Below are 19,467 nucleotides of genomic sequence, written 5' to 3'. Positions count from 1 at the left end.
TCGAGGGGGCCCTCGCGACGGGTCGCGGTCCGTTCCGAGGGATCGACCGAGAGGCAGGACATGCAACCCACCGGACCCGTGGAGCTCGTGCTCATCGAGTTCCCGCAGACCGACTTCAGGGGCGAGGTCATCGCCGAGCTCGCCCGGCTCGTCGACGCCGGCACGATCGACGTGCTCGACGCGCTCCTGATCCGCAAGGCGCAGGACGGCACGATCGAGTGGCTGGAGGCCACCGAGGGCGGCGACGACGAGCTCGCCCGCATCGTCGGCGAGCCGGCCGGGCTGCTCGGGTCGGAGGACGTCGACGACATCGCGGAGGACCTCGAGCCCGGTGCGGCCGTCGGCATGCTCGTCTTCGAGCACACCTGGGCGCGCGGCCTCACCGGGGCCCTGCGCGGTGCCGGTGGTCGGCTCCTGGACTGGACCCAGGTGCCCCCGGCGGCGCTCGAGGCCATCTCCGCCGAGATCGAGAAGGAGAACTGAGATGCCCCCCATGCGACGGATGGGCCGCCCCGGCCTCATCGGCACCATGGCCCGCACGGCCGTCATCACCGGCACGGCGCAGGCGACGAGCCGGGCGATGAACCGGCGCGCCTCCGCCCGCGACGAGCAGCGCTACGCCGCGGACCAGTACAACGCCCAGCAGCAGCAGGCGGCCCAGCAGCAGGCGTACGAGCAGCAGCAGGCGCAGCTGCAGGCCCAGCAGGCCGCGCAGGTGGCGCCGGCCGCGCCCCAGGAGGACCTCATCGCGCAGCTGCAGAAGCTGGGCGACCTCAAGGCCGCCGGCGTGCTCTCGGACGCGGAGTTCGCCGCGGCCAAGGCCAAGCTCCTCGGGTGAGCGGGATGTCCGGGGCCGACGCGACGGCGGGCCGTGCGGCGTCGGCCTCGGGCTCTCTGCCCACGCCGCGCGGCTTCGGCCGCCTGCTGCTGTTCGCGGCGGGCGTGGGCGTCCCGGTCTCGCTGGCGGCGTTCGCGTTCCTCGCCGTCCTGCACGAGCTCACCCACCAGGTGTGGGAGGTCCTGCCGGAGGGGCTGGGGTACGACTCGCCGCCCTGGTGGTGGCCGCTGCCGTGGATGGCGCTCGCCGGCCTGCTCGTCGGGTTCGCCGTCCGCTCCCTGCCGGGGCACGGCGGTCACGTCCCGGTCGACGGCCTGAGCCTGGGCGTCGTCCCCGCGTCCTACGTCCCCGGCGTGCTGCTCGCGGCGCTCGCCGGGCTGCCCCTGGGCGCCGTCCTCGGACCCGAGGGGCCGCTCCTGGCCATCGGCTCGGCGCTGGCCCTCATCCTCGTGCGGCCGTGGGACGCGCGGCTCGACGACCCGACCCGCCAGGTCCTGGCCGTCGCCGGGTCCGCCGCGGCGCTGTCGGCCATCTTCGGCAGCCCGATCGTGGGCGCCGTCTTCGTGGTCGAGGCGTCGGCCATCGCCGGCCTGTCGGGCGCGCGGCTCGTGGGCGTGGTCCTGCCCAGCATCCTGACGTCCGGGGTCGGGGCCCTCGTGTTCACGGGCATGGGCGTCTGGACGGGCCTGGAGATCGCCCCGCTCACCCTGCCCGGCATCGACGGCCCGGCCCGGCCGGACCTCGCCGACGTGCTGTGGACCATCCCGGTGGCCGTGCTCGTCGCGATCGTCGTGCGGCTGGTGCACCGCCTCGGCGGCGCCGTGGCGCGGGCCGCCGCCGCGCACCCCTTCGCGGCCGCCGTGGTGGGCGCGCTGGTGGTCGGCGCCTGCGCCTCGGGGTACGCCCTGGTCACCGGGCGGTCGCCGATGGACGTCGCCCTGTCGGGCCAGGACCTGCTCGCGCCGCTGGCGTCCGACCCCGCCGCGTGGGGCGCCGGCGCGCTGGTCGCGCTGCTGGCGTTCAAGGGCGTCGCCTACGCCGTGTCGCTCGGCACGCTGCGCGGCGGCCCGATCTTCCCCGCCGTCCTCCTCGGCGCGGCCACGGGCGTGCTGGTCGCGGAGCTCCCCGGGTACGGCGCGGTGCCCGGCCTCGCCGCCGGGATGGCGGCGGCCACGGCGGCGACGCTGCCGTTCCCCGTCTCCTCGTCCGTGCTGATCGTCATGCTGCTGGGCCCGGCGGCACCCGCGATGGCGCCGATCGTGCTCCTCGCGGTCGTGGTGGGGTACGTGACGGAGCACTTCCTGCTCAAGCCCCGGCGCGAGCGTCGTGCCGCGGCGTCGGGCGAGGCGTCGGGCGCCGACGCGGCGACCGCCTGACGGCGGCTACTCGCCCGTCGTGCCGTCGACGGCCTCGCGCAGCAGGTCGGCGTGCCCGTTGTGCCGCGCGTACTCCTCGATCATGTGCACCACGATCCAGCGGAGGCTGAACGCGCCCTCGCCGTGGCGGCGCGACGTGACGACCGACGTCGCGTCGAGGCTGCCGGTCGCCAGCGCGGCGTCGAGCACGCCGTCGGCGGACGCGACGGCGCCGTCGAACAGCGCGCGCAGCTCCTGCGGGGTGTCGTCGGCGGCGCTGTGCCACTCCCAGTCGGGGTCGGCGTCCCAGTCCACGGCGTCGAACGGGGGCCGCCGGGAGACGCCCTCGAACACCTCGCGGAACCAGTACAGCTCGACGTACGCGAGGTGCTTGAGCAGCCCGCCCAGGGTCATCGTGCTCGGCGGCAGCGGCGTGCTCAGCTGCGCGTCGTCGAGCCCGGCGGTCTTCAGGCGCAGCGTGTCGCGGTGGTAGTCGAGGTAGCCCCGCAGGGTGGCGGCCTCGTCGGCCCGCAGCGGCGGGTCCGCCCGGGTGTCCTCGACCTGCGCGGCGGCGGGCACCGGCAGCCGGAACGCGCCGTCGGCGAGCGCCGCCCGCAGGGCCGCGGCGGTGTCCGCGGGCTCCTCGGCGCCGGTGTCGCGGGCGTGCGGCTCGAGCCCGGCCAGGTCCCCGAACGCGGCGTGCATGCTGCGCACGGCGTCCGGGTCGCGCAGCTCGGCGTCGGCGCGGCCGCCCGCGCGGGCGAGCGCCACGTCCAGCGCAGGGCGCAGGACGACGTACGCGAGGTCCCAGCCCTCGCGCGCGGCCGCCTCGCGGAACGGCGGCAGGAACCAGGGGCCGACGACGCCGTCCACCACCACGTCGTACCCGCCCCGCACGTACGCGCTCACGGCGCCGACGATCGCCGCCGCCACGGTCTCGTTCTGCCGCTGCGAGCCCGCGAGGTACGGCGGCACGAAGCCGGTCGCGATCGACCGGTAGAACGTGTCGGTCGTGAGGTTGACGGTGGGGCGCTCGAGCTCCGCCGTGAGCAGCGCGGCGACGGTCGTCTTCCCGGCGCCGGGCGGCCCGGTGAGGATGGTCACGGTCATCCGGCGACCCTATCCGCGGCGTGTCGGCGGCGGCGACGGCTTACCGGCCGCTCAGGCGACCGCGAGCGCGCGGGCGCGCCGCAGCACGTCGTCCAGCATCGCGGGGGTGAGCCGGCCCGTGAAGGTGTTCTGCTGCGAGACGTGGAAGCACCCCAGCACGGTGAGCGCGCGGGAGCCCGGTCCGGCGCCGCCCCGGACGAGGGTGACCTCGGCACCGTGCGCGAACGCCGGCCGGGGCCGCGGCACCTGCCACCCCTGCTCGGCCAGCGTCGTGAGCAGCGCCTGCCACCCGATGGCGCCGAGCGCCACGGCCACCCGGAGGCCGTCGCCCACCAGCTCGAGCTCGCGGGCCAGGTAGGGCGCGCACCGGCGGCGCTCCTCGGGGGTGGGTCTGTTCGCCGGCGGCGCGCACCGCACGGGCGCCGTCACGCGGATGCCGGTCAGCTCCAGGCCGTCGTCGGCGGACACGGACGTGGCCTGGTTCGCGAACCCGGTGCGGTGCATGGCCGCGAAGAGGAAGTCGCCGCTGCGGTCGCCGGTGAACATCCGGCCCGTGCGGTTGGCGCCGTGCGCCGCGGGGGCGAGGCCCACCACGACGACCGCGGCCGCCGGGTCGCCGAAGCCGGGCACGGGGCGCCCCCAGTAGGTCTCGTCGCGGAAGGCGGCGCGGCGCTCGCGGGCCACCTCCTCGCGCCACGCGACGAGGCGCGGGCAGGCCCGGCACTCGACGAGGTGGGCGTCGAGGGCGGCCAGCGTGGGCGCGGTCCGCGCGGCGGCGGGGTAGTCGGGGGAGTCCGCGCCGCGCGACGGCGGCCCGGCGGGCGTGGGAGGGACGGTGGGCACGCCCCCAGCGTGCCGGTCGGTGCCGGCGACCACAACGGCGCAGCGCCCCATTGCCGAGCAGGCGGTTGCGCACCTTCTGAGAGCTCAGAGGGTGCGCAACCGCCTGTTCGGCGAGGTGCTGGGGCGGTCAGACCGCCGGGTTGAGGCGGCCGCGGGCCGGGGTGGCCGGGACGGCGGCGGGGACGGTCGCCTTCGCGACGGCCGGCTCGGCGGCGAGGCGGCGCAGCGACCAGCCCATGAGGCCGAAGAGGACGCCGAGGCCCATCACCAGGGCGCTCACGCCGTAGGCGACGACCGAGGTGAAGAGCGAGGCCCGCAGGAACGACGCGTTCATCGCGGTGGCGCGCAGCGGGTCGTCCTGGCCGAGCTGCGCGTACGTCTGGCCGCCGGTGGCCTCGAGCGCGTGCTTGTCGATGACCTGCGCCTGCGCGTACGCGGTGAGGGGCCCGTCCACCGTGGCGCCGCCGAGGAACGCGGCGTCCTCCGAGACGGTGATGTCCTGGGCGGCGAGCTGGCTGCTCACGGTGGCCCACGTGGCGGCGCCGGCACCGATCATCAGGATGCCGGCGATCAGCGCGACGAGGCCGACGATGCGAACCGGTCGCTGGGTGGTGCGGGTGGTGGTCATGGTCCCCTCCGGGTGCCGGGTCGCGCGGTTCGCGGCCGGTCTGGACTGCGCCGGGTCCGGCGCTGTCTCTATGGTATGACCACAGTGCCTGACCTGCATCGACGGATCTTGTGAAGTGCTTCACAAGATTGCTCGGGCGGACCGGCGGCCCTCGGCGCTCGACCGTGGCGGGTTCCGCTCGCGCGCGCGGGCGCGCCGTGGTGCTCTTGTCGGGGCCGGGCCGACGACGGGTCGGTGACCGGCCGCCGACCGAGGGGGATGCACATGGGCGAGAGCTCGGGCCTGGGTGGCCTGTTCGACAAGGCGAAGGACGCCGTCAAGGACCTCGCGACCGACGAGAACATCGACAAGGCCGCCGACGAGGTCAAGAAGCGGACGCCGGACACCGTGGACGGCTACGTGGACAAGGCCGCCGAGGAGGCCAAGAAGCGCAACTGAGCGCCGCCGGACCCTGGCCCGCGGGCGACGAGACACCGCCCACGGGCGGAGCGCCTCGTCGTCGCGACCGGCCCGGATGAGTACGATCGAGGGGCGCCGCCCAGGGTGGCGCCCCTCGGCCGTGCCAGCGCGTCCCCGCGCCGGCCGGCCGCCGTCCGACCGCCGCAAGCCACCGCGCGACGGTCACCGAACCGCAAGGAGCCCCCGTGTCCGACGTCGCCTCGCCGATGCCACCGAACCCTGCCGGCACGAACGACGACGCGCAGCAGACGGTGACGGTGCAGACGCCGACGACGGGCACGGAGCTCTTCTCGGACCGCCGCGACGTCGTCGTGATGCGCGTCGACGGCGAGCTGCTCGACCTGTCGCGCGAGCTCGCGCCCGGCACCGTCGTCGAGCCGGTCACCATCGGCTCGCCCGACGGGCTCGCCGTGCTGCGCCACAGCGCCGCGCACGTCCTGGCCCAGGCGGTCCAGCAGGTCACCCCCGACGCCAAGCTCGGCATCGGCCCGCCCGTGACCGACGGCTTCTACTACGACTTCGACGTCGAGACGCCGTTCACGCCCGAGGACCTCAAGGCCCTCGACAAGGCGATGGCGCGCATCATCCGGGAGGGCCAGACCTTCCGTCGCCGCGTGGTCACGGAGGACGAGGCGCGCGCCGAACTGGCCGGCGAGCCGTACAAGCTGGAGCTCATCGGGCTCAAGGGCGGCTCGTCCGACGAGGACGGGTCCTCGGTGGAGGTCGGCGGCGGCGAGCTGACGATCTACGACAACGTCCGCGGCGCCGGGCGCGAGAGCGAGACCGTGGTCTGGAAGGACCTGTGCCGCGGGCCGCACCTGCCCAGCACCAGGCTGATCGGCAACGGGGTGCAGCTCATGCGCAACGCCGCGGCCTACTGGCGCGGCAGCGAGAAGAACCCGATGCTGCAGCGCGTCTACGGCACGGCCTGGCCCAGCAAGGACGAGCTCAAGGCGTACCTCGAGCGCCTGGCCGAGGCCGAGCGCCGCGACCACCGCAAGCTCGGCGCGGAGCTGGACCTGTTCTCCTTCCACGACGAGGTCGGCTCCGGCCTGCCGCTGTTCCACCCCAAGGGTGGCGTCATCAAGCGGGAGATGGAGGACTACGTCCGCCGTCGCCACATCGAGGAGGGCTTCGAGTACGTCGGGACGCCGCACGTCACCAAGGACGGCCTGTTCCACACCTCGGGGCACCTGCCGTACTACGCGGACACGATGTTCCCCGAGATGGACCTCGAGGGCTCGAAGTACCGCCTCAAGGCCATGAACTGCCCGATGCACAACCTGATCTTCTCCTCGCGCGGCCGGTCGTACCGCGAGCTGCCGCTGCGGCTCTTCGAGTTCGGCACGGTGTACCGGTACGAGAAGTCTGGCGTGGTGCAGGGCCTGACCCGCGTGCGCGGCCTGACGCAGGACGACTCGCACTCGTACGTCACCCCGGAGCAGGCGCCCGGCGAGGTCAAGCACCTGCTGAACTTCATGATGAGCGTGCTCACCGACTTCGGGCTCACGGACTTCTACCTGGAGCTGTCCACCCGCGACGACTCCAAGCCGGACAAGTTCGTCGGGTCGGACGAGGACTGGGCGACCGCCACCAAGGTCCTCGAGGAGGTGGGTCGCGAGACCGGCCTCGAGCTGGTCCCGGACCCGGGCGGCGCCGCGTTCTACGGCCCCAAGATCTCGGTGCAGACCAAGGACGCCATCGGCCGCACCTGGCAGATGGGCACCGTGCAGTACGACTTCAACCAGCCCGCGCGGTTCGGCCTGGAGTACACGGGCCCCGACGGCACCAAGCAGCAGCCGGTGATGATCCACTCCGCCAAGTTCGGGTCGATCGAGCGGTTCATGGGCGTGCTCATCGAGCACTACGCCGGGGCGTTCCCGGCATGGCTCGCGCCCGTCCAGGTGCTCGCGGTGCCGGTCGCGGAGGCGTTCGACGACTACCTCAAGGACGTCGTCGCGCAGCTCAAGGCCCGCGGCATCCGCGCCCAGGTCGACCTGTCCGACGACCGCTTCGGCAAGAAGATCCGCAACGCGTCCAAGGAGAAGGTCCCGTTCGTGCTCATCGCGGGCGGCGAGGACGTCGAGGCCGGCGCCGTGTCGTTCCGCTTCCGTGACGGCACGCAGGAGAACGGGGTGCCGGTGGCCGACGCGATCGAGCGCATCGTGGCCGCCGTCCGCGACCGCGCCCAGGTCTGAGCGGGGCCCCGGCATGGGAGGCGCAGCGGACCAGGGCGCGGACGGCACGACGGTGGAGCCGGCGAGCGGCTTCGGGCCGCCCGAGGACGGCATGCAGCGGCTGTGGACGCCGCACCGCATGGTCTACATCGGCGGCCAGGACAAGCCGGCCGACGGCTCGGTGGCGCAGTGCCCGTTCTGCCGCATCCCGACGGGCGACGACGAGGCCGGCCTCGTCGTCGCCCGCGGGGCGGAGTGCTACGCGGTGCTCAACCTGTACCCGTACAACTCGGGCCACCTCATGGTCCTGCCGTACCGGCACGTGTCGGACTACGTGGACCTCACCGACCCCGAGACGGTCGAGCTCGCGGCGATGACGAAGGCGGCGGTGCGCACGCTCGGCGCGGTGTACGCGCCGGCGGGCTTCAACATCGGCATGAACCAGGGCGAGGTGGCGGGCGCCGGCATCGCGGCGCACCTGCACCAGCACGTCGTGCCGCGCTGGCTCGGCGACGCCAACTTCCTGCCCGTCGTCGGGCAGACCAAGGCGCTGCCCGAGCTGCTGGCGGACACCCGGGCCCGGCTCGCGGCCGCGTGGCCCGCCGAGCCGGCCGCCGGGCACGGCGCCGAGCCCGACGGGGCGCGCTGATGCTCGGAGGCCTGCGGGCGACGATGCAGCGCCTGTTCACCCCGCCCGCGCGCCTGCTGCTGCGCCTGGGCGTCTCCCCGGACGCGGTGACGATCACGGGGACCGTGGTCGTGTGCGTGCTGGCACTCACGCTGCTGCCGACGGGGAACGTGCTGCTCGGCGGCGTCCTCATCGGCCTGTTCGCCCTCGCGGACTCGATGGACGGCGTGATGGCGCGGCTGTCGGGGCGGTCGGGCCCGTGGGGCGCGTTCCTCGACTCCACGCTCGACCGCGTGTCCGACGGCGCGGTCTTCGCCGGCATCACGCTGTGGTTCGTGCTGCACCCCGACCTGCCGTACGCGACCTGGGGCCTGGCGGCCGCGCTCGCGTGCCTGGTGCTCGGCTCCGTGGTGCCCTACGCCCGGGCCCGCGCGGAGAGCGTCGGCGCCACGGCCGCCGTCGGGATCGCGGAGCGCACCGACCGGCTGGTGGTCGCCCTCGTCGCCGTCGGCTTCACCCAGGTCGGGCTGCCCGTCGTCGTCGCCGAGGTCGCCCTCACCCTGCTCGCCGTCGCGAGCCTCGTGACGGTCGTGCAGCGCATGGCCACCGTGCGGAGGCAGCTGGCGGGTACGGCCCGCGACGCCGGGCCGCCGTCCGCGGACCACCGAACCGACCCGAACCCGGAGGCCTGATGCGGATCGACGTCGCCCGCCTGTACACGTTCGCCTGGCGCCACGCGCCGAAGGTGCCCGAGCCGGTGCTGCGCGCGGCGTTCACCGCCGTCGCGGACCTCACCTGGCTGCGCCGCACCGAGGGGGTGCGACGCCTCGAGGCGAACTACGCGCGGGTGCGGCCGGACCTCGACGGGCCGGAGCTGCGCCGCCTCACCCGCGCGGGCATGCGCTCGTACATGCGCTACTTCCGCGAGGCGTTCACGCTGCAGGGCGCCACGTCCGAGCAGGTCGCCGCCCGCGTGCGCGTCGAGGGCCTCGAGCACGTCGCAGGCCCGGTCGGGGACGGCCAGGCCGTCTCGCTCGCGCTGGCGCACCTGGGCAACTGGGACCTCGCCGGCGCGTGGGCGACGCCGCACATCGCCCCGGTGCTCACGGTCGCGGAGCGGCTCAAGCCCGAGGAGCTGTTCGTCGAGTTCGTCGAGTTCCGCCGCTCCATCGGCATCGACGTGCTGCCGCTCGGCGACCACGACGTGTTCCGCAACCTCGTGCGCGGCGCCACGAAGGGCGGCTGCATCGTGCCGCTGCTGGCCGACCGCGACCTCACCGCCACCGGCGTCGAGGTGGACCTGTGCGGCCACCGGGCGCGCGTGGCGGCCGGCCCGGCGGCGCTGGCGATCGCCGCGAAGGTGCCGCTCGTGCCCGTCGGGATCACGTACGAGCGCCTCACGGGGGAGCGGCGGCGCGCCGCCGGCACCGCCTGGGGCATCGTCATCCGCTTCTACCCGCCCGTCCCGGTGCCCGACGGCTCGGGCCTGCGACGCCAGGAGCGGGTCGCGGTGATGACGCAGGGCTGGGTGGACGCGGTCTCGCGCACCCTGCAGGAGTCCACCGAGGACTGGCACATGCTGCAGCGCGTCTTCGTCGACGACCTCGACGCGGACCGGTACGCGCGCACCAAGGCCGAGGCGGGCGAGGGATGAGCGCCCCCGCAGCCTTCGACGCCGCGGCGCCGCCGCGCCCGCTGCGCGTCGGGATCGTGTGCCCCTACTCGTTCGACGCCCCCGGCGGCGTGCAGTTCCACGTGCGCGACCTCGCGCAGGCGCTGCAGCGCGACGGGCACGAGGTGTCCGTGCTCGCCCCGGCGGACGACGAGACCCCGGTGCCGGACGTCGTGACCCCCGCGGGCCGCGCGATCCCGGTGCGCTACAACGGCTCCGTCGCCCGGCTCACGTTCGGGCCGCGGACCGCCGCCCGCGTGCGCCGCTGGCTCGAGGCGGGCCGCTTCGACGTCGTGCACCTGCACGAGCCGATGGTGCCCAGCCTGTCCATGCTGGCGCTGTGGGTGGCCGAGGGGCCGGTCGTGGCCACGTTCCACACCTCCCAGGAGCGGTCCCGCGCCCTGCAGGTCGCGTACCCGCTGCTGCGGCAGTCGCTGGAGAAGATCGCCGCCCGCATCGCGGTGTCGGAGGACGCCCGCCGCACGCTGGTCGACCACGTCGGCGGGGACGCCGTCGTCATCCCGAACGGGGTGTACGTCGACACGTTCGCCGCGGCGTCGACCGACGAGCGCTGGCGCGGCACGCCCGCGGCGCCCACGATCGCCTTCCTGGGGCGCCTCGACGAGCCGCGGAAGGGGCTCGAGGTGCTCGCGGGGGCCGCGCCGAAGGTGCTGGAGCGGATCCCCGGCGCGCGGTTCCTCGTCGCCGGCAAGGGCGACGTGGGCCGGGACGCCGCGATCGACGCGCTCGGGCCGCTCGCGGGCTCGTTCGAGTTCCTCGGGGGCGTCAGCGACGAGGACAAGGCGTCCCTGCTCGCGTCGGCCGACCTCTACATCGCCCCCCAGACCGGCGGCGAGAGCTTCGGCATCGTGCTCGTCGAGGCGATGAGCGCCGGCACCGCCGTCGTGGCGAGCGACCTCGGCGCCTTCCGCCGGGTGCTCGACGAGGGTGCCGCGGGGCGCCTCTTCCGCACGGGCGAGCCGGACGACCTGGCGCGCGCGATCCTCGAGGCGCTCGACGACCCGCAGGACACCGCCGTCCGGCGCGACCGGGCCACGGCGTTCGTGCGCCGGTTCGACTGGTCGGCGGTGACCGCGCAGGTCCTGGCCGTCTACGAGATGGCGGTCGCCGCGGGCGAGGCCCTCGGCTCGCCGGTCGCGCCGTCGCGCTCCGAGAGCGCCGTCGGCTGGCTCCGCACGCGCCGCGCCGCGGGCGGTGAGGGCGCATGAGCTGGTCCGAGCTCGCGCTCGTCGTCGTCGTGGTCGCCGCGGTGGTCGTGTGGCTGGCGTGGATCTCCGCGTCGCGCCTCGACCGGCTGCACCGCAAGGTCGTCGCGTCCCGGATCGCCCTGCAGGCGCAGCTCGCCCGCCGGGCGGGCGCCGCCGTCGACCTGGCGTCCTCGGGCCTGCTCGACCCCGCGGGGGCCGTGCTCGTGGCGGACGCCGCGTTCGCCGCCGTGGAGGACCCGGCCCCGCCGGTCCCGGCCGGTGCGGAGCTCGCGCTGGACGGCCTGGCCCCGGGGCGCGAGCGCGCCGAGAGCGAGCTGTCGTCCACGCTCCGCTCGGCGCTGGGCGACGACGAGTCGCTCGGGGAGCTGCGCAGCACCGCCGCCGGCGACGAGCTCGTGGGTCAGCTCGCGGCCGCCTGGTACCGGGCCCAGCTGGCGCGGCGGTTCCACAACGAGGCCGTCGCCCAGGCGCGCCGGGCACGCCGCACCTGGTACGTGCGGCTGCTGCGCCTCAGCGGGCACGCGGCGCTGCCGCGCACCGTCGAGCTGGACGACCAGATGCCGGAGGGGCTCACCGGGGGCTGATCCGCGCCATAGGATGGGAGGGGCGTGACAGCGGTCACGCCGCTCCCTGCGACACGAGCGAGGCGCGAGTTGAGCGAGACCACCGGCAACGGCCAGATCCCCGCGGGCGAGGTGGGCACCGCCCGCGTCAAGCGCGGCATGGCCGAGATGCTCAAGGGCGGCGTCATCATGGACGTCGTCACCCCCGAGCAGGCGAAGATCGCCGAGGACGCCGGCGCGGTCGCCGTCATGGCCCTCGAGCGGGTGCCCGCCGACATCCGTGCCCAGGGCGGCGTCGCGCGCATGAGCGACCCCGACATGATCGACGGCATCATCGACGCCGTCTCCATCCCGGTGATGGCGAAGGCCCGCATCGGGCACTTCGTCGAGGCCCAGGTGCTGCAGGCGCTGGGCGTCGACTACATCGACGAGTCGGAGGTGCTCACCCCCGCCGACTACGCCAACCACATCGACAAGTGGCGCTTCACCGTGCCGTTCGTGTGCGGCGCGACCAACCTCGGCGAGGCCCTGCGCCGCATCACCGAGGGCGCGGCGATGATCCGTTCCAAGGGCGAGGCCGGCACCGGCGACGTCTCCAACGCGACCACGCACATGCGCCAGATCCGCGGCGAGATCCGCCGCCTCACCTCCCTGCCCGAGGACGAGCTGTTCGTCGCGGCCAAGGAGCTGCAGGCGCCGTACGAGCTCGTCGCCGAGGTGGCGCGGGCCGGCAGGCTGCCGGTCGTGCTCTTCACCGCGGGCGGCATCGCCACCCCGGCGGACGCCGCGATGATGATGCAGCTCGGCGCCGAGGGCGTGTTCGTCGGCTCCGGCATCTTCAAGTCCGGCGACCCGGTCGCGCGCGCCAAGGCGATCGTCCAGGCCACCACGTTCCACGACGACCCCGACGTCCTGGCCAAGGTCTCCCGCGGGCTGGGCGAGGCCATGGTGGGCATCAACGTCGAGGCCGAGCCGGCACCCGTGCGCCTGGCCGAGCGCGGCTGGTAGCACCCGGTCCACGGACGGAGGGGCCCCGCGGACGTCGCGTCCGCGGGGCCCTTCGTCGCGGTCGACTAGGGTCGGGGCGTGCTGCTCCCTGAACCTTCGGTGCCGGGTGCGGACCTGCCCGTCCGGGCAGTCCTGCCTGCCACGGTCGACGCGGTGCGGTCGCGCGGTACGGCGGTGCTGGTCGCGCCGCCGGGGTCGGGGAAGACCTCGTTGCTGCCGCTCGCGCTGGGAGACGCGCTCGGGGGCACGGTCCTCGTCGCCGAACCGCGCCGGCTGGCCACCCGCGCGGCGGCGGCCCGGCTGGCGATGCTGGTCGGCGAGCCGCTCGGGCGGCGCATCGGCTACGCGATGCGTGGTGAGCGGAGCGGGGGCACGGGCCTGAGCGTCGAGGTGGTGACGACGGGGCTCCTCGTGCGGCGGCTGCAGCAGGACCCGGAGCTGCCGGGTGTCACGGCGATCGTGATCGACGAGTGCCACGAGCGGCACCTGGACGCCGACCTGTTGCTCGCGCTCCTCGTCGACGTCCGGGCGAACCTGCGGGAGGACCTGGCCGTCGTCGCGACCTCGGCCACGGCGGACACGCGCCGGCTGAGCCGCGCGCTCGGAGCGGACGACCCCGCACCCGTGATCACGGCGTCCGCCGCGCTGTTCGACGTGGCGACCGAGTGGGCTCCGCCACCGTTGCCCACGCCGCTGCTCCCCGGCGGTCGCGTCGACCCGCGGCTGCTCGACCACGTCGCGGCCGTCGTCCGGCGCGCACTGACGGAGAACGACGGCGACATCCTCGTGTTCGTGCCGGGAGAGGCCGAGATCGGCGGTGTGACTCGCCGGTTGGCCGGTCTGAACGTCCTGCCGTTGTTCGGTCGCCAGACGAAGGCCGAGCAGGAGCGCGCGCTGGCGCCGTCCGCCGTGCGTCGGGTCGTGGTGACGACCTCGGTCGCGGAGAGCTCGCTGACGGTGCCCGGGGTGAGGGTCGTGGTCGACGCGGGCCTTGCCCGGGAGCCGCGGACCGACCAGTCCCGTGGTCTCGGGACGTTGGTCACCTGCCGGGTCTCGAGGTCGTCGGCCGACCAGCGCGCGGGTCGTGCCGGGCGGGAGGCGCCCGGCCGCGTCTATCGGTGCTGGTCCGCCACCGACCACGCGCGTCTCGACGAGCACGCGGCGCCGGAGATCGCGGTCGCCGACCTGGCGGCCTTCGCCCTCGACCTCGCGGCCTGGGGCGCGCCCGCGGGCGCGGGGCTGACCCTGCTCGAGGCGCCGCCGGCCCCGGCGATGACGGCGGCCACCGAGCTGCTGCGCCGCATCGATGCCCTGGACGACGACGGCCGGATCACCGAGCGGGGCCGGCGGATGAGGGCGATCGGGGCGCATCCCCGCCTGGCCCGCGCGTTGTTGGACGGGTCCCCGCGGGTCGGCGCCGACCGGGCACGCGAGATCGTCGCGATGCTCTCGGACGACTCGGTCCGCACCTTCGGCGACGACCTGCCGGCCCGCTGGCGGGCCCTTCGTCGGGGGGACGACCGCGGCGCGACGTCCCGCTGGCGAGAGGAGACGAGGCGCCTCGGCCGCGGCACGACGCACGGCGACCCGTCGGGCGGGCGGGCCGGCCGGGACGGCCCGGAGGGGCGCGGGGTACCGGACGATCTTGCGGTGGGGATCGTGGCGGGTCTGGCGTACCCGGACCGGATCGCGCGGGCCCGGGGGACGGGTTCGGCGACGTACCAGATGTCGGGTGGCACGGGTGCCGCGCTGGATCCGCGGTCGCCGCTGCGGAACGCGCCCTGGCTGGCGATCGCGGTCGCCGACCGGGCACCCGGTCGCGCCGACGCCAGGATCCGTGCCGCGGCGCCGATCGACGAGACGACCGCGCGGGACGTCGCGGGCGACCTCGTGTCGACCACCGACCAGATCCGCTGGGACGACGGCCGGATCGTGACACGGCGCGTCGAGGCGCTCGGCGCGATCGTGCTGGGCGACGTCCCGCTGGCGAACCCCGACCGGCTCCTCGTCCAGGCGGCCGTCCGCGACGGCATCCGGCGCAGCGGTCTGTCCGTGCTGCGCTGGTCGGAGGCCGCACGCGCCCTGCGCGAGCGGCTCGCGTTCTGCCACGCGCACCTCGGAGCCCCGTGGCCCGCGGTCGACGACGAGGCGCTGCTGGCCGATCTTGACGCCTGGTTGGGCACGGAGCTCGCCGCGGTGCGAGGCTCGCGCGATCTGGCCGGCATCGACGTCGCCTCGGCGCTCCGACGACTCCTGCCGTGGCCGGCCGCGGCCCGGTTCGACGAGCTGGCACCGGAACGGCTCCAGGTCCCGTCGGGCTCCGCGATCCGGCTCGCGTACGACGGTGTCGAGCCGCCGGTCCTCGCCGTGAAGCTGCAGGAGGTCTTCGGCTGGACCGCGGCCCCGGCCGTCGCGGACGGCCGTGTCCCGGTCGTCCTGCACCTGCTGTCGCCCGCGGGACGACCGGTCGCGATCACGAGCGATCTCGCGTCCTTCTGGCGCCAGGGCTATCCCGGGGTCCGAGCCGACCTGCGAGGCCGCTATCCCCGCCATCCGTGGCCGGAGGACCCGCTCGCCGCCCTCCCGACGAAGCGGGTCAAGCCCCGCCGGTGACCGGGGCCGCCCTGGTCCCGTGGCTACCATGGGCACCATGGATGCGCGCTCCCCGTCAGCCGTGAACGACGGCATCACCGTCGACGCCGAGCGGGCGTCGGTGCGCCCGGCGGAGCGGGGCTGGTGACGCCCGCCCTCGGGGACGACTGGGCGGTCGGACCGGACGGCCTGCGGCAGCGCCGCGCCGCGCGCGTCATCGTGCTCGACCACGTGGACCGGGTCCTCCTGGTGCGTGGGCACGACGCCGACCAGCCGGAACGCTCCTGGTGGTTCACCGTCGGCGGCGGCATCGACGAGGGCGAGAGCGAGGTCGACGCCGCCCTGCGCGAGCTGCGTGAGGAGGCGGGCCTCGCCCTCGCGCCGGGCGCCCTCGTGGGCCCCGTGCTGACCCGCGACGCGTACTTCCACTTCTTCGCGGAGACGTGCCGCCAGCAGGAGGTCTTCTTCCTCGCGCGCGTCGCCGGCGGCCACGAGCCCACCGCCGACGGGTGGACCCCCGAGGAGCGTGACGTGCTCGACGAGATGCGCTGGCTGACCACCGCGGAGCTGCGCGCCGAGACGCGCGAGGTCTTCCCGACCGCGCTGCCGGACGTCGTCGACGCGCTGGCCGCCGGCTGGGACGGCACCGTGCGTCACCTCGGCACGCAGCACGACGACGAGCCGTCGGACCCGGACGAGCTCGCGCCCTGACGTCGCCCGCCGCCACCGCCGACCTCCCGCGACGGGACACGACGCGCGCCCCGAGCATCCGTTCGTTACCGTCGAGGTGAGCCAGGTCACGCACAGCGAGGTGCGGGCGGCAACGGACCGACGGGGGGCGTCGACGTGAACCGACTGACGAAGGCAGCGATCGCCGTGGGGGGTGCCGCCGTCCTGCTGGTCGGCGGGGCCCAGACGATCGCGTACTGGACCGCCGAGGGGACGGCCACGGGCACCGACGTGTCCGCGGGCACCCTCACCATGACCGACGGGGCCTGCGGGGAGTGGACCCTCGACGGGGGCGGGGCCGTGACCGACGGCATCGTCCCCGGCGACACCGTCACGACGACCTGCTCGCTGACCGTCGGGGGCACCGGGGACCACCTGGCCCTGGGGGAGATCACGGTCTCCTCGCCGACCTGGGGCGCGGACAACGCGCTCACCGAGGCCCTGGACCTGAGCCTCACCTCGGCCACCCTCGGCGGCGACACCCTGACGCTGCCGCTCACCGACCCGGTGCCGGTGAGCGCCTCGTCCCCGCTCGTCGTCTCGCTCGAGGCGGCGTTCGACACCGCCGCCGGCAACGACACGCAGGCGCTGACGGCCGCGCTCGAGGACGTCACGGTCCAGGTCACGCAGGCACACGTCGTCCCCGCGCCCTGAGCGCGTGGACGCGGCACCCGCGCGACCGGGCACCGGTGTGCGGCGCGTCCTCGGCCGGGCGCTCGCCGGGGTCGTCCTGCTGGCTGCCGGGGGCGCCCTGCTGCTCGTCGTCGTGATCCCCAGGCTGGCCGGCGCCACCCCGTACGGCGTCGCCACGGGGTCGATGCGCCCGGGGCTCGACGTCGGCACGCTCGTCGTGGTGCGGCCCGTGGACGCCGACGAGATCACCACGGGACAGGTGGTGACCTACCAGCTGCGCTCCGGCGACCCAACGGTCGTGACGCACCGCGTCGTGGGGCTCGGCACCACCGCCTCCGGCGAGCGCACGCTCGTCACCCGCGGCGACGCGAACGAGGTGGCCGACCCGCGGCCGGTCCAGGCCGTGCAGGTGCGGGGCGTGCTCTGGTACGCCGTCCCGCAGCTCGGGCGCCTCATGGGCCTGGGGACGCCGCAGCAGCGCGAGCAGCTCACCACGGTCGCGGCGCTGGCGCTCCTGGTCTACGCGGGCTGGCTCGTCGCGGGGGAGGTGCGCACGCGTCGCGCCGCCGCGCGGCGGGCCCGCGACGACGGGGCCGGTGGTCCGACGCCGGCCACGCCCGCGGAGCGGCCGCCGCTGCACGACGCGCTCTTCGGCCCGGGCGGCGCAGGGCCCGGTGACCGTCGATGATCGCGCCGCGGCCCGCCGGCGCCGGTTCCCCGCGCCGCCCGGGAGCGATGGCCGGCGCGTGCGCGGTCGGCCTGGCGCTCGCCGCCGCCCTGCCCGCCGAGGGTGCCAGGGCCGCCGGCGACGACCCGCCGGGCGGGGTCGCGCTGAGCCTCGACGGCGACCGGTGGAGCCGAGACCTCGACGCGCCGCTGTTCGACACCGCGCGGTGGGTGCCGGGGGAGACCCGGCGCTCGGTGGTGCTGGTCCGCAACGACGGACCCGGTGCCGCGCAGGGGGACGTCGTCGTCGCCCTGGGTCCCGGGGACGGCGCGGCGGGCCGGGCCCTGGCCGACGCGCTGCGGGTGCGCGTGCGCGCGGAGGGCTCCCGGTGGGCCACCGACGGGGCGCCGGTCGACCTCGCCGAGTCCGAGGTACTGCCCGTCGCGCTGGAGGTGACGCTCGACCCCGCCGCCGGGGACGAGACCCAGGGCGGGACGGTGCCGCTCGACGTCGTCGTCACCCTCGGGGGGACCGGGGACGGCGGCGGTGGCGCGGACGGCGCGCCCGGCGCGGACGGCGGGGACGGGCCCGGCGGGGCCGACGGCGCGCCGGGGGGCGAGCGGGACGAGGTCCGGGGGGACGGGGCGCTGCCGCGCACCGGAGGGGCGCCGGCCGCGGCGCTGCTCGCCGCGGCGGGCGCCGTGCTCCTCGGTGCCCTGCTGCGGACGCTCGCGGCGCGCCGGGGAGGCCGCCGTGGCTGACCGCGAGGGGCGGCGCCGGGGCGTGCGCGGGGTCGCGGCGCTCGTCGTGGTGGCCCTCGCCTGCGTTGTCGCGAGCGCCGGGATCGCCTGGGCGTGGTGGCAGGCGTCGGGCACGGCGACGGCCCCGACGACGCGCGTCACGGCGGGCACGCTCGACGTCCAGGCGCCGGGCGTGGGGACCGGGCTGGTGGGGCGCGGGGGCACGGTGACGCTGTCGGCGCTGACGCTCACCGCCGCGGTCCCGGGCTCGGGGGCCTCGGAGGTGGTCACGGTCCGCAACGCCGGGTCGCGCCCGATCAGCGTGACCGCGACGCCCGGGCGGACCGGCTCGCTGACGACGGCGTTCGGCGTGAGCGCGTCGTTCGGCGCGACGGACACGGGGACCGGCTGCAGCGCCGGCACCGGCGGGACGACGACCATCCCGGTGCGCGGGACCGCGACGCTGTGCCTGGCCGTGGCCGTGGCGGCCACCGCGCCGAGCACCACCCAGGGCCTGTCGGGCACGATGTCGGTGGCGCTCGCGGCGAGCATGCCCGGCACCTCATGGACGGACACGGGCACCATCGTGAGCGGCGCGGTGGGCGCGGCGACCGTCCCGGCGCCGACGCTGAGCTGCGGCGCCCTCGGCCTCGTCTCCGTGACCTTCAACTGGACCGCGGTCACGAGCGCGACCCGGTACCAGTTCACCTTCGGGCCGGCGGCCACCCCCACCACCGTGCAGGTGCCGGCCGGCACGACGACCTACCAGGTGACCGGCGTGGCCACCAACGCCACGGCGCGGGTGCGCGCCGAGCGGGTCTTCCCGAGCGTCACGTGGACGTCGGTGGCGTCGAGCCCTCGCACGTACTCCATCGCCCTCGGCCTGATCGGCACCTGCGCCTGACGGCCGGGGCGGGACGTCGCCGTCGGCGCCTCTACACTGCCCCGGTGACCACGACGATCGGCGTCCTCGCCCTGCAGGGCGACGTGCGCGAGCACGCCGCCGCCCTCGAGCAGGCGGGTGCCCGCGCGGTGAGCGTCCGCCGCCCGGCCGAGCTGGACGCCGTCGACGGGCTGGTGCTGCCCGGCGGCGAGTCGACCACCATCGACAAGCTGCTGCGCCTCTTCGAGCTCGCCGACCCCCTGCGCGACCTCATCGGGCAGGGGCTGCCCGTGTTCGGCTCCTGCGCCGGCATGATCCTGCTCGCGGACCGGATCGAGGGCGGCACGGCCGACCAGCGCACGCTCGGCGGCATGGACGTGGTCGTGCGGCGCAACGCCTTCGGCCGCCAGGTCGACTCGTTCGAGGCGGACCTGCAGGTGGCGGGCGTCTCGGACGCCCCGGGCGGGCGCCCCGTGCGCACCGCGTTCATCCGCGCGCCGTGGGTCGAGGAGGCCGGCCCGCAGGTCGAGGTCCTGGCCCGGATCCCGGACCGCTGGGCGGACGGCTCCACGGTGGGGCCCGCCGCCGGTAAGATCGTCGCAGCACGTCAGGGACGGCTGCTCGCCACCGCGTTCCACCCGGAGATCACGGGGGACGCGCGCGTGCACGGGCTGTTCGTCCGGATCGTCCAAGCATCGCGAAGGAGTTAGGGA

21 protein-coding genes are annotated in these 19,467 nt (G+C 75.7%); 18 read left to right on the top strand and 3 right to left on the bottom strand.

The genetic code is table 11. The annotated features are described in order from the left end of the window. Positions 1-60 precede the first annotated feature (60 nt). Genes ACFU9A_RS13505 through ACFU9A_RS13495 form a run of 3 tightly spaced genes read left to right on the top strand, consistent with a single transcriptional unit; the run spans position 61 to position 2,214 of the window. A complete protein-coding gene (locus ACFU9A_RS13505) occupies positions 61-483 on the top strand; it encodes a DUF6325 family protein (RefSeq protein ID WP_430575797.1) in 423 nt (140 codons plus the stop codon). Position 484: 1 nt separating this feature from the next. Beyond that, entirely contained in the window at positions 485-838 is a 354-nt protein-coding gene (locus ACFU9A_RS13500; RefSeq protein ID WP_430575796.1) for an SHOCT domain-containing protein, read from the top strand. Positions 839-843: 5 nt separating this feature from the next. Next, the gene (locus ACFU9A_RS13495; protein ID WP_430576468.1) at positions 844-2,214 is read left to right on the top strand and encodes a chloride channel protein; all 1,371 of its coding nucleotides are present in this window, start codon (positions 844-846) and stop codon (positions 2,212-2,214) included. Positions 2,215-2,220: 6 nt separating this feature from the next. Here ACFU9A_RS13495 and ACFU9A_RS13490 read toward each other — a convergent pair whose 3' ends face one another. The 3 genes from ACFU9A_RS13490 to ACFU9A_RS13480 form a co-directional block, all read right to left on the bottom strand. Further along, positions 2,221-3,303, bottom strand: a complete 1,083-nt coding sequence (locus ACFU9A_RS13490) for a DUF664 domain-containing protein (protein WP_430575795.1) — start codon at positions 3,301-3,303, stop codon at positions 2,221-2,223. Positions 3,304-3,354: 51 nt separating this feature from the next. Next, positions 3,355-4,146, bottom strand: a complete 792-nt coding sequence (locus ACFU9A_RS13485; RefSeq protein ID WP_430575794.1) for a uracil-DNA glycosylase — start codon at positions 4,144-4,146, stop codon at positions 3,355-3,357. Positions 4,147-4,273: 127 nt separating this feature from the next. Then, positions 4,274-4,774, bottom strand: a complete 501-nt coding sequence (locus ACFU9A_RS13480; RefSeq protein WP_430575793.1) for an aromatic ring-opening dioxygenase LigA — start codon at positions 4,772-4,774, stop codon at positions 4,274-4,276. A gap of 264 nt (positions 4,775-5,038) precedes the next feature. On the opposite strand from ACFU9A_RS13480, the gene ACFU9A_RS13475 reads away from it, so the two are divergent. The 15 genes from ACFU9A_RS13475 (at position 5,039) to pdxT (ending at position 19,464) form a co-directional block, all read left to right on the top strand. After that, a complete protein-coding gene (locus ACFU9A_RS13475) occupies positions 5,039-5,212 on the top strand; it encodes an Rv0909 family putative TA system antitoxin (RefSeq protein ID WP_380326414.1) in 174 nt (57 codons plus the stop codon). A gap of 206 nt (positions 5,213-5,418) precedes the next feature. Beyond that, positions 5,419-7,431: a threonine--tRNA ligase gene (gene thrS / locus ACFU9A_RS13470; RefSeq protein ID WP_430575792.1), complete on the top strand. Its 2,013-nt coding sequence runs from the start codon at positions 5,419-5,421 to the stop codon at positions 7,429-7,431. A 13-nt stretch (positions 7,432-7,444) separates the two neighbouring features. Further along, on the top strand, positions 7,445-8,059 hold the full coding sequence (locus ACFU9A_RS13465) for an HIT family protein (protein ID WP_430575791.1): 615 nt from the start codon (positions 7,445-7,447) through the stop codon (positions 8,057-8,059). Then, on the top strand, positions 8,059-8,730 hold the full coding sequence (gene pgsA, locus ACFU9A_RS13460; protein WP_430575790.1) for a phosphatidylinositol phosphate synthase: 672 nt from the start codon (positions 8,059-8,061) through the stop codon (positions 8,728-8,730). Before ACFU9A_RS13465 ends, pgsA begins: the two co-directional genes overlap by 1 nt. Next, positions 8,730-9,692 (top strand): phosphatidylinositol mannoside acyltransferase, encoded by a 963-nt coding sequence (locus ACFU9A_RS13455; protein WP_430575789.1) that lies wholly within the window; start codon positions 8,730-8,732, stop codon positions 9,690-9,692. Before pgsA ends, ACFU9A_RS13455 begins: the two co-directional genes overlap by 1 nt. A gap of 41 nt (positions 9,693-9,733) precedes the next feature. After that, positions 9,734-10,939, top strand: coding sequence for a glycosyltransferase family 4 protein (locus tag ACFU9A_RS13450; RefSeq protein WP_430576467.1), 1,206 nt, complete (start codon positions 9,734-9,736; stop codon positions 10,937-10,939). Further along, positions 10,936-11,523: a hypothetical protein gene (locus ACFU9A_RS13445; protein WP_430575788.1), complete on the top strand. Its 588-nt coding sequence runs from the start codon at positions 10,936-10,938 to the stop codon at positions 11,521-11,523. The genes ACFU9A_RS13450 and ACFU9A_RS13445 overlap by 4 nt, the downstream gene beginning before the upstream one ends. 69 nt (positions 11,524-11,592) lie before the next feature. Continuing rightward, positions 11,593-12,510, top strand: a complete 918-nt coding sequence (gene pdxS, locus ACFU9A_RS13440) for a pyridoxal 5'-phosphate synthase lyase subunit PdxS (RefSeq protein ID WP_430575787.1) — start codon at positions 11,593-11,595, stop codon at positions 12,508-12,510. Between the two features lie 78 nt (positions 12,511-12,588). Continuing rightward, positions 12,589-15,123 (top strand): ATP-dependent helicase HrpB, encoded by a 2,535-nt coding sequence (gene hrpB / locus ACFU9A_RS13435; protein ID WP_430575786.1) that lies wholly within the window; start codon positions 12,589-12,591, stop codon positions 15,121-15,123. Between the two features lie 123 nt (positions 15,124-15,246). Then, positions 15,247-15,813: an NUDIX hydrolase gene (locus ACFU9A_RS13430; RefSeq protein ID WP_430575785.1), complete on the top strand. Its 567-nt coding sequence runs from the start codon at positions 15,247-15,249 to the stop codon at positions 15,811-15,813. Positions 15,814-15,948: 135 nt separating this feature from the next. Continuing rightward, a complete protein-coding gene (locus tag ACFU9A_RS13425; RefSeq protein WP_430575784.1) occupies positions 15,949-16,485 on the top strand; it encodes an alternate-type signal peptide domain-containing protein in 537 nt (178 codons plus the stop codon). A 4-nt stretch (positions 16,486-16,489) separates the two neighbouring features. Next, a complete protein-coding gene (locus ACFU9A_RS13420) occupies positions 16,490-17,152 on the top strand; it encodes a signal peptidase I (protein WP_430575783.1) in 663 nt (220 codons plus the stop codon). Further along, positions 17,149-17,892 (top strand): hypothetical protein, encoded by a 744-nt coding sequence (locus tag ACFU9A_RS13415; protein WP_430575782.1) that lies wholly within the window; start codon positions 17,149-17,151, stop codon positions 17,890-17,892. Before ACFU9A_RS13420 ends, ACFU9A_RS13415 begins: the two co-directional genes overlap by 4 nt. After that, entirely contained in the window at positions 17,885-18,775 is an 891-nt protein-coding gene (locus ACFU9A_RS13410) for a hypothetical protein (RefSeq protein ID WP_430575781.1), read from the top strand. Before ACFU9A_RS13415 ends, ACFU9A_RS13410 begins: the two co-directional genes overlap by 8 nt. Before the next feature lie 44 nt (positions 18,776-18,819). Then, on the top strand, positions 18,820-19,464 hold the full coding sequence (pdxT, locus tag ACFU9A_RS13405) for a pyridoxal 5'-phosphate synthase glutaminase subunit PdxT (RefSeq protein WP_430575780.1): 645 nt from the start codon (positions 18,820-18,822) through the stop codon (positions 19,462-19,464). The last annotated feature ends 3 nt before the right edge of the window (positions 19,465-19,467 follow it).

The organism is Isoptericola sp. NPDC057653, from assembly GCF_042799955.1.
GTDB lineage: Bacteria > Actinomycetota > Actinomycetes > Actinomycetales > Cellulomonadaceae > Isoptericola.
The sequence above is the reverse complement of the archived record's forward strand: the minus strand, read 5'-3'. Positions and strand labels throughout refer to the sequence as shown.

Bases quoted from the DNA above. Each gene is read 5' to 3' on its own strand.
- ACFU9A_RS13505 (WP_430575797.1), top strand. From the start codon at position 61: ATGCAACCCACCGGACCCGTGGAGCTCGTGCTCATCGAGTTCCCGCAG.
- ACFU9A_RS13500 (WP_430575796.1), top strand. From the start codon at position 485: ATGCCCCCCATGCGACGGATGGGCCGCCCCGGCCTCATCGGCACCATG.
- ACFU9A_RS13495 (WP_430576468.1), top strand. From the start codon at position 844: ATGTCCGGGGCCGACGCGACGGCGGGCCGTGCGGCGTCGGCCTCGGGC.
- ACFU9A_RS13490 (WP_430575795.1), bottom strand. From the start codon at position 3,303: ATGACCGTGACCATCCTCACCGGGCCGCCCGGCGCCGGGAAGACGACC.
- ACFU9A_RS13480 (WP_430575793.1), bottom strand. From the start codon at position 4,774: ATGACCACCACCCGCACCACCCAGCGACCGGTTCGCATCGTCGGCCTC.
- ACFU9A_RS13475 (WP_380326414.1), top strand. From the start codon at position 5,039: ATGGGCGAGAGCTCGGGCCTGGGTGGCCTGTTCGACAAGGCGAAGGAC.
- ACFU9A_RS13465 (WP_430575791.1), top strand. From the start codon at position 7,445: ATGGGAGGCGCAGCGGACCAGGGCGCGGACGGCACGACGGTGGAGCCG.
- pgsA (WP_430575790.1), top strand. From the start codon at position 8,059: ATGCTCGGAGGCCTGCGGGCGACGATGCAGCGCCTGTTCACCCCGCCC.
- ACFU9A_RS13455 (WP_430575789.1), top strand. From the start codon at position 8,730: ATGCGGATCGACGTCGCCCGCCTGTACACGTTCGCCTGGCGCCACGCG.
- ACFU9A_RS13445 (WP_430575788.1), top strand. From the start codon at position 10,936: ATGAGCTGGTCCGAGCTCGCGCTCGTCGTCGTCGTGGTCGCCGCGGTG.
- ACFU9A_RS13415 (WP_430575782.1), top strand. From the start codon at position 17,149: ATGATCGCGCCGCGGCCCGCCGGCGCCGGTTCCCCGCGCCGCCCGGGA.